Raw genomic sequence first — 15,292 nt, 5'->3', positions numbered from 1 at the left:
TCCTTTCACCCAGATGTATCATTTCTCGACAGCGTGGGGAAAAACGTCGCGCTGTCTCGCTTTGTATAACAATGTTCGAACAAAAAGCGGAGCTAGTGTTTAATGATAGCGGCAACCCGCTTGAAAACAAGGCACTTCGCCGGTATTGTTGTTTTATATCCTCCTGTAGAACATTAAAAATCTTTTTTTGACAAATCCATTTTCAGGGAGTATGGTGAGGTCCCTGTCGCCCCCTGTAAACAGTATCGACACGCTGTCGTTACAGTTGAATGGAAAAGCGGCAGCTGTGGCAGCTTTGCTCCCCTTCTGCGTCGCCGGCATCCCCGGTTGCGCTGGAGGTTGAAACTCGATGGGCAGATGACGATCCGTTCCTGGTTCGAAAGGGTGGGTTATGTTGTTTTTTGACATGATGCGGGACCCGGCTTTCCTGGTCCTTTGCGCAATAGCTCTAGCCGGCTGTTCAGGGCTTCCCGGTCTCGTGTTGCGAGACGGGACACTCGGACAACGGCTGGCCTCGGTAGCCGCGCTAGCCAGCTCACTTCTCGCGCTACCGTCTCTTCTCTACCTGTTGCTCGGGGGAGGAGAAGCAAGCTTCCTTCTGAACTGGAACCTCCCTTTCGGCCCCTGCGAAGTCGCCCTCGACCCTCTCTCTCTATTCTTTCTGATCCCCATCTTCCTGGTGTTCCCCGCCGGCTCCCTCTACGCCCTCGGTTACTGGCCCGCCGCCTCGCACAGCTCCCAACGAAGTGTCACCTTTTTCTACGGTCTGCTGGCGTGCGCCATGGCGCTGGTGGTGGTGTCGCGTAACGGCGCCCTGTTCGTGATGGCGTGGGAAATCATGGCGCTTTCCGGCTACTTCCTGCTGGTGGCGGAGCATCGCGAGGGTGAGGTGCGCGGCGCGGGGACGGTGTACTTGGTGGCGAGCCACCTGGGTGGGGCGGCACTCCTGTTCCTGTTCGCCTCGCTGTTCATGATCACCGGCGGCTTCGGCTTTCCCGCTGCCGGTTCGCTCGCGGTGGGGGCGGGCTTGGCCGGCACGCTCTTCTGGCTTGCTTTGGCGGGGTTTGGCTCCAAAGCAGGGCTCATGCCGCTGCACTTGTGGCTCCCGTCTGCCCACGCCAACGCGCCGAGCCACGTCTCGGCGCTTCTCTCCGGCGTCATGTTGAAGATCGGGGTGTACGGCATCCTGCGCGTGGTCTCGTTCTTCCCGGAGCGCCCGCTCTGGTGGGGCGGGGTGCTCATCGGCGCTGGACTCAGCTCCGCCGTGATGGGGATCTGCGTCGCCTCGGCTCAGAAGGACATCAAGCGGCTTTTGGCCTACAGCAGCATCGAAAACCTGGGCATCATCTGCGCCGGTATCGGCATGTTCCTCGTCGGGCAGGGGACTGGCAACGAGCGGCTCGCTTTCCTGGGGCTTGCCGGTGCCCTGTTCCACGTGCTGAACCACGCCATCTTCAAGCCGCTGCTCTTTTTCTGCGCCGGCAGTGTCATGCACGCCGCCGGCACCCGCGACCTTGACCGGATGGGCGGGCTGGCGCGCCGGCTCCCCTACACCGCCTTCTTCACCCTGTGCGGCGCCATCGCCATCTGCGGCCTCCCCCCCTTCAACGGCTTCGCCAGCGAGATGCTCCTCTACCTCGGGTTCTTCGGCGAGGCCCGCGCCGGGCAACCTTTCCTGGCCCTTGGCGCGCCGGTGCTGGCCCTGGTCGGGGGCGTCGCGGTGATCTCCTTCGTGAAACTCTACGGCATCGCCTTTTTGGGGGAGCCTCGAACAGCCGAGGCTGCCGGTGCCCACGAGGCGAGCGGCACCATGCTCGCCCCTATCGCCCTGCTCGCCTGCCTCGCCCTTACCGGCGGCCTTTTCCCGCAGCTCTTCCTGGCGCTGGTGCGGCCGGCCATCCGGGGGCTGGCCCCCGACCTGGCCCACGCCGCGGTGCTCCCGATTGCGCCGGTCTGGTTCGCGCTGGCGGGAGGCTCAGTCATCTGCCTCGCCACGGCCCTGTTCCTGTTCCTGAAGGCGAAGACCCGTGGGTGCACCGCTGCCGCCTCCACCTGGGGCTGTGGCTATCTCCGGCCGTCGCCGCGTATCCAGTACACCGGCAGCTCCTTCGGCGCCTTCTTTTCCTCTCTTTCGGGGTCGTTGATCCGCACCCGAATCACCATGGGGGCCGTGACCGGCCTCACCCCGGCTACCGTGCGGTTGAGTTACCATCCCGAGGAGACCCTGCTGCACCGGGTGGTGCTGCCGGTGCTGAACGTGCTCGGCGTCGGCTGCGCCTTCGTGCGGAGACTGCAGCACGGCGAGGTGCAGATCTATATTCTCTATATCTTCGTGACGCTGATGCTGCTTTTGTTGTGGGTGCATTAGAGGGGCACAGGAGTTGGACATGATCGACACAATCTTCCACGTGGTACTGGTGCTGGCCATGCCGCCGCTGTTGCTGGGGGTGATCGGCAAGACCAAGGCGGCCTTCGCCGGGCGGGTGGGTGCTCCTTTCCTGCAGCCCTACTACGACATGGGACGGCTCATGAAAAAGGGGATCGTCCTCTCCGACAGCACCACCTGGATCTTCCGGGCCGGGCCGGTGGTGACGCTGGCGGCCACCCTGTTCGCGGCGCTCCTGGTGCCGCTCGGCAAACACCCGGCGCCCATCTCCTTCGAAGGGGACATGATCCTGTTCGCCTACCTCTTCGCCCTGGGTCGCTTCTTCACCACGACGGCGGCGCTCGACACCGCCTCCAGTTTCGAGGGGATGGGGGCGGCCCGCGAGGTGAGCTTCTCCTGCCTGGCCGAGCCGACGCTCTTCTTCGCCCTGATCACCCTGACCAGGCTCTCCGGGGCCATGAGCCTCACCCCGATGTTGCACCACGTGACGCTCCCGGTGTGGATGGGTACCGGCGCCTCGCTGATCCTGCTGCTGGCCGGCCTGTTCGTCGTGCTTTTGGCGGAGAACTGCCGCATCCCCTTCGACGACCCCAACACCCACCTCGAGCTCACCATGATCCACGAGGTGATGGTGCTGGACCACAGTGGTCCCTATTTCTGCTGCGTCCTCTACGGCGCCGCGTTGAAGCTCTACCTCCTGGGCGCGCTCTTCGTGAACATCGCGCTTCCTTTCGCCTCGGGTAACGCCTACGTGGATTGGGTGGTGTTCGCGGGGGGGATGCTGCTCCTCGCCGTCGCCATCGGGGTGGTGGAGTCGGTGATGGCGCGCCTGAGGCTGATCCGCGTGCCGCAGCTCCTGGTCGCGGCCTTGATCCTGACCGCATTCTCCCTGGTTCTGGTTGTGAGGTGACCATATGAATTCCCTGGCCGACCAGCTGCTGGTTCTCTGTCTCTTGATCAATTTCGCCGTCCTGGGCACCAGCCGGCTCGCCTTCTCGGTGCGTTGTGTGGCGGTGCAGGGGGTGCTGCTCGGCACGCTCCCGGCGCTGGTGCACCCCTTCTCCTGGCACGTCAGCTTCATCGTGGTGAGCATCATCCTGGTCAAGGGGGGGCTGATCCCGGTCCTGATCATCCGCGCCATCAAGAAGGCGGAGATCGAGCGCGAGTTCTCTCCGTTCATCGGCTACATCCCGTCGCTGGTTCTGGGGGCGCTCTTCACCTCGCTCGCCTTCATCTTCGCGGCCAAACTCCCGCTCGCCCCGGAGCACGAGGGGCTCCTGATCGTGCCGGCGGCCGCCGCTACCCTCATGAGCGGCTTTCTGGTGCTCATGGGGAGACGCAAGGCGATCTCGCAGGTTCTGGGCTACCTGCTCATGGAAAACGGCATCTTCCTGTTCGGCCTTCTTCTGGCCGACGCCATGCCGGTCATGGTGGAGGCCGGGGCGCTCCTCGACCTCCTGGTCGGTATCTTCGTCATGGGGATCGTCATCAACCACATCAGCCGCGAATTCTCGAGCATCGACACCTCGAGACTCTCCGCGCTGAGGGAGGAATAGCGACATGTTGTGGGCCCTGGTCCTGCTTCCGCTTCTCGGCGCCGCGCTCTCCTGGCTTGTCCCGGACAACCGCCGGCGCGTCTGGGTGCTCCCCGTTTTCTCGCTGGCGCACCTCGCCGTGAGCGCCGGGCTCCTCGTGCACACCCCGCCACCGTCCCCGGCGGGATGGATCTGGCTCGATTCCTTGGGCAAGCTCGTGCTCATGGCCAACAGCGTGCTGTTCACGATCTGCTCCCTCTACGCGGTCGGCTACCTGAGCTATCGCCTCAAGCGCCCCAATCGGATCCTGTGCGCCTCGCTGCTGGTCTGCCTTTCCGCGACCTCGCTGGTGGTCATCTCGCAGCACCTGGGGCTTTTGTGGATCGCACTGGAGGCCACCACCCTGACCATGGCGCCGCTCATCTACTTCAACCACAACGCCCGCTCCATCGAGGCCACCTGGAAGTACCTCCTGATCTGCTCGGTCGGTATCGCCATCGCCCTCTTGGGGTTGTTCTTCCTGGCCTACTCCACCATCGTTGCCAAGCAGGAGGTGAGCCTCCTCCTCCCGGCCCTGATCCGGGACGCGGCGGCGCTGCACCCGGGGTGGCGCCATGCCGCTTTCATCTTCCTGCTGGTCGGCTTCGGCTCAAAGATGGGGCTCGCCCCTCTGCACACCTGGAAGCCCGACGCCTACGGTGAGGCGCCCGGCCTGGTCGGCGCCCTCTTGGCCGGGGGGCTGGTCAACTGCGCCCTGCTGGCGCTGTTGCGTGTGTACCAGGTAGCGGCCGCCTCGACAGAAGGGGCGCTCTTCCAGCAGGTGCTCCTCACCATGGGGCTCGTCTCCATGGCCTTCGCCGCCGTCTTCATGGCGCGCCAGAGCGACTTCAAGCGCATGCTTGCCTACTCAAGCGTCGAGCACGTCGGCATCATTGCGGTGGCGTTGGGGCTGGGGAAGGGGGCACTCTTCGCCGGGCTTTTGCACATGATCAACAACTCCCTCACCAAGGGGGTGCTCTTTCTCGCCTGCGGTAACATCCACCGCGCCTTCAACTCCAAGAGCACCCAGTTTGTGCGCGGAGCCCTCCGTCGTACACCCTGGTCGGCGGCGCTCTTTCTCGCTGCCTTCCTTGCCATCACCGGGTCGCCCCCTTTCGCCCCCTTCGTCAGCGAGTTCCTGATTGTCTCTTCCGCCTTCGGGCAGGGGAACCACTGGACCGGCGGGCTATTCCTCCTCTTCCTGGCGCTGATCTTCATCGGCATGGCCTCCACCGTGCTCCCTGTGGTCCTGGGCGAGGTGCCGCCGGACCTGGAGCGGACCCGCTACCGGGATGCGGTCCCCACGGTGTTGCCCCCCTTGGTCCTGATGGGGCTCGTCCTGGTGCTGGGGCTGTGGATCCCGACGCCGCTGCAGGACCTCTTGCGCGACGCAGCGCGGCTTTTGGGAGGTGAGGCATGAGCCCGGCCATGGTCTTCACCCAGAACGGCGGCGTGCTGCCGCGCCGCGAGATTCCGCGCCACGCGCCCGAACGCTTCGCCCAAGCCCTGCTCTCCGCCCTTGCCGGCGGCTGGCGTGTGGTCTCCTACTTCGGCATGCAGGAGGAGGACGGCGTTTGCCTGTTCTGCCTCCTTTCCTTCAAGAGCCACGCCTCCATAGGCGTCATGAGCACCCTGGTCACCGGCAAAAGCTTCTACTCGCTGGTCGCTGACGCGCCGCAGTTGCACCTCTTCGAACGCGAGATCGCCGAGCAGTTCTTCCTGGACCTGGAGGGGCACCCCTGGCCCAAGCCGGTCCGCTTCGCCCCGGCGCTTGGCTCTCTCCCCGGCGAGATTCCCGAGGCACCCCCCACCATCGGCGTCATGGACTTCTACCGCGTGGAGGGTGAGGAGGTGCACGAGGTGGCCGTCGGCCCGGTCCATGCCGGTATCATCGAACCCGGCCATTTCCGCTTCCAGTGCTTCGGCGAGGAGGTGATGCACCTGGAGATCTCGCTTGGCTACCAGCACCGGGGCGTCGAGCGGATGATGCTGGGGCGCCCGGGCGAGCGCAAGCGCAAGCTGATGGAGACCGTGGCAGGGGACACCACCATCGGTCACGGCACCGCCTACGCCATGATACTCGAGGCGCTCACCGGGACGCGGGTGCCGGCCCGGGCCCAGGTAGTGCGCGGCATCGCCCTGGAACTCGAGCGGCTCGCCAACCACACCGGCGACCTGGGTGCCATCGCCGGCGATGTGGGCTACCTTCCCACCGCCTCGTTCTGCGGTAGGATCCGCGGTGATTTCCTTAACATGACCGCGGGGATCTGCGGCAGCCGCTTCGGCCGCGACCTGGTGCTCCCGGGAGGCGTGCGTTTCGACCTCGACGGCGAGGGGGCGCGCCAGCTTGCCGACCGGATCAAGGTGGCCCGTGACGAGGTGCACAACGCGATCGATCTCCTCTGGGATACGCCGTCGGTAATGGCACGGCTCGAGGGGACCGGCGTGGTGAGCGAGCAGACTGCGATCGAGCTGGGGCTGGTGGGACCTGCCGCTCGTGCCAGCGGCCTGAACCGGGACATCCGCCGCGACCATCCCTTCGGCATCTACAGCATGAGCCAGATCCCGGTGGAGACCGCCAGGAGCGGCGACGTCTACGCGCGGACCCTGGTGCGCTGGCTGGAGATCGAGAAGTCCCTCGACTTCATCGAGGAGCAACTCTCCCAGTTGCCCGGAGCGGCCTTGGCCAACCCGGTGCGCGAGGTGGCGGGGGACCAGCTCGCAATCGCGCTCACTGAAGGGTGGCGCGGCGAGATCTGCCACGTGGCACTCACCGATGCCAAGGGGAATTTCCAGCGCTACAAGGTGACCGACCCCTCCTTCCACAACTGGACCGGGCTCGCGTTGGCGCTGCGCGGTGGGCAGATCTCCGACTTCCCGCTGTGCAACAAGAGCTTCAACCTTTCCTACTGCGGGTTCGACCTGTAGGGGATCGACAGGAGTCGCATCATGATCAAGGCCATCCTCGCCCGCATCAAGCAGGGGCACCGCACCATGGCGTACCCGAAAGAGCCGCTGCCGCTGCCGGAGCGCTTCCGCGGCTACCCGGAGCTGAAAAGCTCCCTCTGCCCCCCGGACTGCAGTCTCTGCGCCGACGCCTGCCCAGTCGGGGCGGTGGGGTGCGGCAAGGGGCTCTCGGTCGACCTGGGCAAGTGCCTGTTCTGCGCAGAATGCGCCGACGCCTGCCCCAAGGGCGCCATCTCCTACGGCAACGATGCCCGCCTGGCCGTTAACCGGCGCGAGGACCTGGTGGTGCGGGAAGGGGAGGAGCGCAGGCTGGCCCAGGCGCTCGACGAGAAGATGCTGGCCCTGTTCGGCCGTTCGCTCAAGTTCCGCTCCGTGGTCGCCGGCGGCTGTAACGCCTGCGAGGCCGACAGCAACGTCCTCTCCACCATCGGCTGGGACATCGGGCGCTTCGGACTGCAGTTCGTCGCCAGCCCGCGCCACGCCGACGCCCTGTGGGTCACCGGCCCCGTCACCGAGAACATGCGCGAGGCGTTGCTGCAGACCTACCAGGCCATCCCCGCACCCAAGCTCGTCGTCGCCTGTGGCGCCTGCGCCATCAACGGCGGCCCCTTCATCGGCTCACCCGCGGCCCACGACGGGGTCGACCGCCTGCTGCCGGTCGACCTCTACATCCCGGGGTGTCCGCCCCACCCGGTGACCATCCTCGACGGACTGCTGCGCCTTCTGGACCGCATGGGCTGAACGGGCTTGCCTCCGAAAAGGCTTGCACTCCTGCGAAGTTTCGGTTATTCAGGAAGTTGCCGCTTTTTTGCCGCACCGAACCCGTAGCAGTCGAGTTCCCATGGACAACGCTCGCATGAGCCATGCGCCTACCGCGTCACCCCCCCCGTCACCACCGCCATCCGCGGACACTGTCCGGGTCTGGACTGTCACGCTCCTTGCTTTCCTGGTCGGCCTGTTCCTGTCCGGCTCCACCATGCTGCTGTTCGAGACCACGCGCCAGGACAGCCGCCGCCAGGCTGTCTCCGACCTCACCACCAACGCCGCCCACGACATCCAGGAGTACCTGAACCGCTCCATTTCCTCCACCTACGCCCTCGCCGCCGTGATCCGCCAGGGGAACGGACGCATCGATAACTTTCAGGAACTGGCCAGGGAGATGCTCGATCTCTACCCTGGGCTTTCCGCTCTGCAGCTGGTTCCCGGCGGCATCATCACCGAAATCGTCCCGTTGCAGGGGAACGAGAAGGCTATCGGCCTGAACCTCCTGGACAAGTCCCACGCCAACACAGAGGCCGTCGAGGCGTTGCGCCACGGTTCGCTCACCCTTGCTGGCCCGTTTCAACTGGTGCAGGGGGGACTCGCGCTCATGGGGCGGCTCCCGGTATACCTCAAGGGTTCCGACGGGCAGAAACAGTTCTGGGGCTTCACCGCCGCCATGATCCGCCTGGAGAGCTTCTTCGAGGCGGTGCACCTGCAGACCACGCTCACTCCCGACTTGAACTACCGGATCAGCCGGATCAAGCCCGATACCGGGGCCCTGGACGTCTTCTGGAGCCATGGCGCGCCCTTGGAACGCCCGGTAAGCCAGCACATCGCCCTCCCCAATGGGGAGTGGCTCCTGTCCGTCGAACCGGTGGGGGGATGGTACGCGCAACGGGTGGTCTTGGGAGAGGCGGCCCTGGTACTGCTCTTGAGTTCCCTGTGCGCGCTGACGGCCTACTGGCTGGTACGCCAGCCCATCGTTTTGAGACGGATGGTCGATGAGCGGACCCGCGAACTCCAGGCAACCAACGCGAGGCTGCAGACCGAGGTGGTCGAGCGCAGGCATGCCGAGGAGGCGCTGCAGGCCTCGGAGGAGAAGCTCCGCTCCATCTTTGCCTCCCTCACCGAGGTCATCCTGGTGCTGGACGCCGAAGGACGCTACCTGGAGATCGCACCCACCAGCACCAAGAGGCTGTATCTTCCCCCGGACGAGCTGCTGGGCAAGAAAATTCCCGATCTGTTCCCCAAGGAGCTGTCCGATCTCTTCATCACCACCATCGGCAGGGCGCTCGCTTCCGGGAAGACCGTGACGGTCGACTACGCCCTCACCCTCGACGATGAGGAGGTCTGGTTCACCGGCAACGTCACCCCCATGCCGGGCGGACGGGTGATCTGGTCCGCCCACGACATCACCCAGCGCAGACGGGCCGAGGAGGAGCGCCTGAAGCTGGAAAAGCAGATGCTGCATGCCCAGAAGCTGGAAAGCCTGGGCGTCCTGGCCGGCGGTATCGCTCACGATTTCAACAACATCCTCACCGTCATCGTCGGCAACACCGACCTGGCCCTGATGCGGCTCACCCCCGATTCCCCCGTGGTCGACAACCTGCACCGCATCGAGCTGGCGGCGACCAGGGCTTCGGACCTGGCGCACCAGATGCTCGCCTATTCCGGCAAGGGGCATTTCATAACCGAGGAACTGGACCTGAACCGACTGGTGGAGGAGATGGGGCACATGCTCAGCGTCTCCGTCTCTAAGAAGTCGCAACTCGTCTACAATCTGTGTCGCCCTCTGCCTGCGGTAACCGCCGATGCCACCCAGATCAGACAGGTGCTGATGAACCTGGTCATCAACGCCTCGGAGGCGATCGGCGACCAGAGCGGGACCATCACCGTATCCACCGGCAGTGTCGAGTGCACCGACTCCCTCCCTGGCGGCGGCTGGCTCTCCGATGCGCTCCAGCCCGGACGCTACGTCTACGTCAAGGTGTCCGACACCGGGTGCGGCATGGACCGTGACCTCATGGCCAAAATCTTCGAGCCGTTCTTCACCACCAAGTTCACCGGGCGGGGGCTGGGAATGGCAGCGGTACTGGGCATCGTGCGCGGCCACCTGGGCGCGATCCGCGTCGACAGCCAGCCGGGGCAGGGGAGTACCTTCACCGTGGTGCTTCCGGCGGAAGACGAGCCGGCCCTGCTCCAACATGCTGCTGCCGCACCGCAGCAGACCTGGCGCGGCAGCGGGACCGTCCTCCTGATCGACGACGAGGACACCATCCGGGCGCTCGGTAGCGACATGCTCGGCGAGTTGGGGTTCCAGGTGGTGACCGCCGCGGACGGGTACGAAGGAATAGAGATCTTCCGCAGCCGCAACGACATCGTCCTGGTGCTGCTCGACCTGACCATGCCGCAGATGGACGGGGAACAGTGCTTGATGGAACTGCGCCGGATGGATCCGCGGGTTAGGGTCGTGATGTCGAGCGGCTTCAGCGAGCACGAGGTGTCCCGAAAGTTCCTGGGCAAAGGGATTTCCGGTTTCGTGCAGAAGCCCTACAAGCTCTCGGCGTTGCGTGAGGTCCTCTCATCGCTGGACTGGGAGAGCGCCCGCCAGCTCCGTTAAATCTCTTGTCAACGTTTCATCCTTTGAGTACTATCCGAGCTTTGCGAAAAACTAACCAGGGAGGCATGCCATGAAGTTTTCCTTGTTACGATTCCTTGCGCGGATGCTCCCCTTGTTGCTGCTGTTTGCTTTCGCCGGTTGCGGAGTCGAGTGGTTTCCCCCCTACGTGAGGTCCGCGACCTCCCCCGATCCCTTCACCATTGGGGCGATAAACGGCACCGAGAAGAACGTCGATGTCACCTCCGCCCCCATCACGGTCAGCGGGCTGACCGCGGCCACCAGTCCCATCAGCGTCAGCGGGGCGACCGGCAGCACCTATTCCATCAACGGCGGCACCGCCACGAGCAGCGCCGGCACCGTGAAAAACGGCGACACCGTCACCGTGACCCACAAGTCCTCGACCGTCCTCGGCACCTCGACCACGAGCACCCTCACCATCGGGGATCAGAGCGCCGACTTCGTCAGCACCACGAAATTCGTCCAGTTGGGCGCGTTCTCCCCCCCGACGGTAAACGGGGCCTACACCATGACCTATACCGATGTCAGCGACGCCGTGGCCGTACCGGTCTCCGTCAGCATCAAGGACACGGCCAACCCGTCCGGCGCGCAGTACCAAGTCACCGACATCGCGGTGATCAACCCGGACCCGAACCTGTTCACCATCCAGCCGCAGAGCTATACCCTAACCGGCAAGAGGATCTGGGTGCGCAACCTGGCCAGCAACGCTTTGGCGGTCACTACCCTCACCATACAGGGGGGGGACACCGTGGTGAACCTGACCGTGCCGTAGCCGTCGGTCCGGAAAACAAGAAAATTTAAATAGCTTGCATTGTCACAGGCAAGCTGCTAAGGTGGCCAAGGTCCGGAATGGCCCGGACAATAAAAACAAGCAGAAAGCATGGAGAAGGTAAAAGTAAATGGTTAACGGTACTGTAAAGTGGTTCAACGACAGCAAGGGGTTTGGTTTCATCGAGCAGGAGAATGGCGACGACGTGTTCGTTCACTTCTCCGCCATCACCGGCGACGGGTTCAAATCCCTGGCTGAAGGCGATAGCGTCACCTTCGAAGTGGTCAAAGGCCCCAAAGGGCTGCAGGCTGCCAACGTGACCCGCGTCTAAAAAGGTCTCGTCCAACGCTGTAATGAAAGTCTCGGAGCAATCCGGGACTTTTTTTTTGCCTCCTTCCCGACAACTCTCCCCCCCGTCCCGCCGCGCTGGAACCGGCGCCGTCCGTTGACAACCTTCCCCCCTGTGATATTCATTGTTGGTCAAAATTAATCTAACGGGAGGCGCTTTCATGAAGATCACCAGGAGGACGAGGTATTGCTGCATTGCAGTCATCGTGGCCGGGATCGCGGTAGTGGGGCATGTCGTCGCCAAGGATCGCGGCATGACGTCGTCGTTTCACTACGGCGCGGCCCAGGCGGAGCACTAGACGGGACATAAGGCCTGCGGGCCGACACGGCTGGGGCAAAAAGGAGGTAGACCATGGGGATCACCAGGAAGATCTCGATCGTTATGTGGCTGCGCCTGGAACTCAGCAAGGCTACCGAGGAGAAATAAGAGCGGGCCGGGACGTGGACTCCAGCGCCGGTGTCCGGGCAGAGGCGCGCCCGGCACCGGCCCAGTTACAGGGGCGATCGGACGTGATGGCAGATACCAGGATACTGATGGTGGTGCGAGAGCCCGGGGCAAGGTCGGCTTACGAGCAGATCCTGGACCGGATCGGGGTCAGCTACCACACCGCCGGCGACTTCAACGAGGTGCTGCGCATGACCGTGGAGTCGGCCTACAACGGGCTGCTGGTCGATATCCTGACCCTGGTGCGCTGCTCCAAGGAAGAAAAGAGCATCGCGTACGACTGCATCAACTTCTATCCGACCTTGCGCATCAAGTGGGACCCCAGGCTGCAGAGCATCACCATGGGGCCGCAGGAAAACTCCCCCGCCGCAGCCGACCCCGACGCCGCGCTGACCCGCTTCGTCCAGGACAGCTGCGGCACCTTCTCCGCTCGCTGTTTGAGGCGTTTCGCCAGGAAGGACAGCTACCTGAACCTGCTTCTTTCCGCCCGGGACGGCCTGCCCGGAGCCCTCACGGTCAAGACCTTCACCGTCAACATTTCCCAGGGTGGCGCCTTCGTGCACACCACCAACCCCTTCGCCAAGGCCGACCGCGTCTGGTTGAGCTTTCCGGAACTTGGCGGGGATCCGGCCATCGAAGCCGGCGTTTGCTGGAGTATCCCCTGGGGAGGGTGCCGCAGCATACCCGGGATTGGCGTCATGTTCGACAAGGGGCTGTCGTCGCGGCAGGTCGAATGGCTGAAGCAGGTCGCCCCCAACTGAACCCTCTCGATAGCGTGGTGCCGGGCATTTGCCGCTAAAGAATCCGCGACTGATGCCGACTAATGAGCTAAGGATTAGCAAGCTCCCCGGGCGGCGCACCCTGCGTTGCGCCCTGGGCACCATGGGAAACTCGATGATCAACCGGCTCCGCGACCTTTCCATCCGACGAAAACTGATAGCGATGCTGCTTTTCACCAACGCCGTGGTGCTCGCGCTGGTCTCAGCGGCGTTCGTCGTCAACGAAGCGAACCGCTTCCGCAGCGAGATGCAGACCGAACTCACGGCGCTGGCGGAGATCATCGGCAACAACAGCTCGGCCGCGGTGGCTTTCAACGACCGGCAGGCCGCCGGGGAAACCCTGGCCGCGCTGCGGGCCAAGCCCTACATACGCACCGCCCTCATCGTGATGCAGGACGACACGGTCCTGGTCCGTTACCTGGCGCCGGGGCGGCCGGCACATCAGCTTCCCTTCACCGTCACCGCCGGGAACCGGGTCAGCATCGACCCGGGCCGCTTCCGTGCTACCCTCGAACACTCCCGCTCCCCCCTGGCCATAGGCGAAGACATCTACGGTGTCTACCGAATCCTGCTGGACGGCCAGCAGATCGGCACCGTGGTGCTGCAGTCCGATCCCCGCGAGTTCACCGACCGGCTGGCGCGCTTCTTCCTCCTGGTGGCCGGGGTGATGCTGAGCGCCCTGCTTTTGGTGTACTTCCTCGCCACGCGGCTGCAGCGGCTCATCTCGGCACCCATCACGCACCTGGCACAGGTGATCAAGGCGGTCTCGGCGGAGAAGAATTACTCGATGCGCGCCCAAAAGGAGGGCAACGACGAACTGGGGACGCTGATCGAGGGGTTCAACGAGATGCTGGTCCAGATCCAGCGGCGCGATCAGCAGTTGGAGGCACAGCGCCAGGAGCTCGAGGGGGAGGTGCAGCGCCGCACGGCGCAGCTCTCTGCAGCCAACCGCGAGCTGAACCAGACCGTGGCCGAGCTGCTGGTTTCCAAGGAGGCGGCCGAGGCCGCGAGTCTGGCCAAGTCGCAGTTCCTGGCCAACATGAGCCACGAGATCCGGACCCCGATGAACGGGGTGCTGGGAATGACCAGGGTGCTCATGGAAAGTGGGCTGGCTGGCGAGCAACGCCGTTTCGCCGAAGCGGTGTGGAACTCGGGCGAGTCGCTGTTGTCCATCATCAACGACATCCTCGACTTCTCCAAGATCGAGGCGGGGCGCATGGAGCTCGAACCTGCCCCATTCGACCTGCACGACATGCTGGGAGGGGTGCTGGAGATGTTCGCAGCAGTGGCGCAGCGTAAGGGAGTGGACATTTCTCTGCGCATTGACCCGGACCTGCCGCGCTACGTGGTCGGCGACCCGGTCCGCCTGCGTCAGATCCTGGTCAACCTGTTGGGCAACGCGGTCAAGTTCACCAGCCGCGGCGAGGTGCGCCTGACCGTGCTCCCCCTGGTGGAGCAGGGGGAAGGGTGGCTGAAGTTCGAGGTGGCCGACACCGGCATCGGCATACGTCCGGAAGCCCAGGCGCACATCTTCGAGAGCTTCTCCCAAGCGGACTACTCCACCACGCGGACCTTCGGCGGCACCGGCCTCGGTTTGGCCATTTCCCGGCAACTGGCCCAGCTTATGGAAGGGGAGCTGGGGCTCGCCAGCGAGTATGGGGTCGGCTCGACCTTTTGGTTCAGTGTAAGGCTGGAGGTGCTCGCGGAAGCACCGGAATGCCTGGCGCAGCAGTCGGTGCTGTTGGAAGGCGGGGAGAAGCCATGTTTCGACGCCTGCATCCTGGTGGCCGAGGACAACCCTGTAAACCAGGACGTGGTGCGTCACATGCTGGGGCAGCTTGCCTGCCGGGTGGACATCGTGGCCAACGGCGAACTGGCGGTCGCCGCCTCGGGAGAGGGGAAGTATCACCTGATTTTCATGGATTGCCAGATGCCGCACATGGACGGCTACGCAGCTACCCGCGCCATCAGGGCCCGTGAGGAGAGCGAAGGGGGAGGGCGTCTGCCGGTTGTCGCACTTACCGCCAACGCACTCTCCGGCGACCGCGAACTTTGCCTCGCCGCCGGGATGGACGACTACCTGAGCAAGCCCTTCGACTGCCGGCAACTGGCAGAGGTGCTGCTGCGCTGGATCCCGGAACGGGCCACGAGCTGTCCTGAAGGCTGCACGGCGACGGATCCAGTCACCGGCGCCGTGCAGCCTGCGAGGCCGGTCGACGCGCCGGAGCAGGACGAGCCGCAGCACGCAGGGGGCAGGCCGCTAAAGGGGGAGTCGCCTGAAGGGGAAGTTCTCGTCTTCGACCGCGAAGGCCTGGTACGGCGGGTGGGAGATGCCGAGTTCGTGGAGATGTTCGTGGAGAAGTACCTGGAAAGCACGGACAAGCTGATGACTCTTTTGCGACATGCGATCGAGGTGGAGGATTATGCCGAGGTGCGCCTGCAGGCCCACAGCATCAAGGGGGCGGCCGCCAGTATCGGGGCCGAGGTGATGCGCGCCGTCTCGTTCCGGATGGAGCAGGCGGCGCAACTGGAGCAGGAGCGTCCGGGGCTGCCGGAACTGTTCGAGGCGCTGGAGCGGGCCCTGGCGGAGTTCAGACGGGTGGCCGCACCGGTTTAGATCATCA

The 15,292-nt window shown here is 64.5% G+C and carries 12 protein-coding genes; all 12 read left to right on the top strand.

Annotation, left to right across the window (positions count from 1 at the left end; genetic code table 11):
• Nucleotides 1-391: 391 nt before the first annotated feature.
• Nucleotides 392-2,368: a proton-conducting transporter transmembrane domain-containing protein gene (locus tag K7R21_RS10405; protein ID WP_224983184.1), complete on the top strand. Its 1,977-nt coding sequence runs from the start codon at nt 392-394 to the stop codon at nt 2,366-2,368.
• A gap of 19 nt (nt 2,369-2,387) precedes the next feature.
• Nucleotides 2,388-3,296, top strand: a complete 909-nt coding sequence (locus K7R21_RS10400) for a respiratory chain complex I subunit 1 family protein (protein WP_224983183.1) — start codon at nt 2,388-2,390, stop codon at nt 3,294-3,296.
• A gap of 4 nt (nt 3,297-3,300) precedes the next feature.
• Nucleotides 3,301-3,942 (top strand): hydrogenase, encoded by a 642-nt coding sequence (locus tag K7R21_RS10395; RefSeq protein ID WP_224983182.1) that lies wholly within the window; start codon nt 3,301-3,303, stop codon nt 3,940-3,942.
• A gap of 4 nt (nt 3,943-3,946) precedes the next feature.
• Entirely contained in the window at nt 3,947-5,380 is a 1,434-nt protein-coding gene (locus K7R21_RS10390) for a proton-conducting transporter transmembrane domain-containing protein (protein WP_224983181.1), read from the top strand.
• Entirely contained in the window at nt 5,377-6,888 is a 1,512-nt protein-coding gene (locus K7R21_RS10385) for a hydrogenase large subunit (RefSeq protein WP_224983180.1), read from the top strand. The genes K7R21_RS10390 and K7R21_RS10385 overlap by 4 nt, the downstream gene beginning before the upstream one ends.
• 21 nt (nt 6,889-6,909) lie before the next feature.
• Entirely contained in the window at nt 6,910-7,668 is a 759-nt protein-coding gene (gene nuoB / locus K7R21_RS10380) for an NADH-quinone oxidoreductase subunit NuoB (protein WP_224983179.1), read from the top strand.
• Nucleotides 7,669-7,768: 100 nt separating this feature from the next.
• The gene (locus K7R21_RS10375) at nt 7,769-10,309 is read left to right on the top strand and encodes a response regulator (protein WP_224983178.1); all 2,541 of its coding nucleotides are present in this window, start codon (nt 7,769-7,771) and stop codon (nt 10,307-10,309) included.
• 70 nt (nt 10,310-10,379) lie between these two features.
• Complete coding sequence (locus K7R21_RS10370) at nt 10,380-11,099, top strand: hypothetical protein (RefSeq protein WP_224983177.1); 720 nt, start codon at nt 10,380-10,382, stop codon at nt 11,097-11,099.
• A gap of 127 nt (nt 11,100-11,226) precedes the next feature.
• Nucleotides 11,227-11,427 (top strand): cold-shock protein, encoded by a 201-nt coding sequence (locus tag K7R21_RS10365; protein WP_216510223.1) that lies wholly within the window; start codon nt 11,227-11,229, stop codon nt 11,425-11,427.
• Between the two features lie 178 nt (nt 11,428-11,605).
• Nucleotides 11,606-11,743 (top strand): hypothetical protein, encoded by a 138-nt coding sequence (locus K7R21_RS10360; protein WP_224983176.1) that lies wholly within the window; start codon nt 11,606-11,608, stop codon nt 11,741-11,743.
• Between the two features lie 142 nt (nt 11,744-11,885).
• Nucleotides 11,886-12,650: a PilZ domain-containing protein gene (locus tag K7R21_RS20835; protein WP_224983175.1), complete on the top strand. Its 765-nt coding sequence runs from the start codon at nt 11,886-11,888 to the stop codon at nt 12,648-12,650.
• 52 nt (nt 12,651-12,702) lie between these two features.
• A complete protein-coding gene (locus tag K7R21_RS10350) occupies nt 12,703-15,285 on the top strand; it encodes an ATP-binding protein (RefSeq protein WP_224983174.1) in 2,583 nt (860 codons plus the stop codon).
• The last annotated feature ends 7 nt before the right edge of the window (nt 15,286-15,292 follow it).

This window comes from Geomonas agri (genome assembly GCF_020179605.1).
Lineage (GTDB): Bacteria > Desulfobacterota > Desulfuromonadia > Geobacterales > Geobacteraceae > Geomonas > Geomonas agri.
This window is presented reverse-complemented; position numbering and strand designations above follow the sequence as displayed.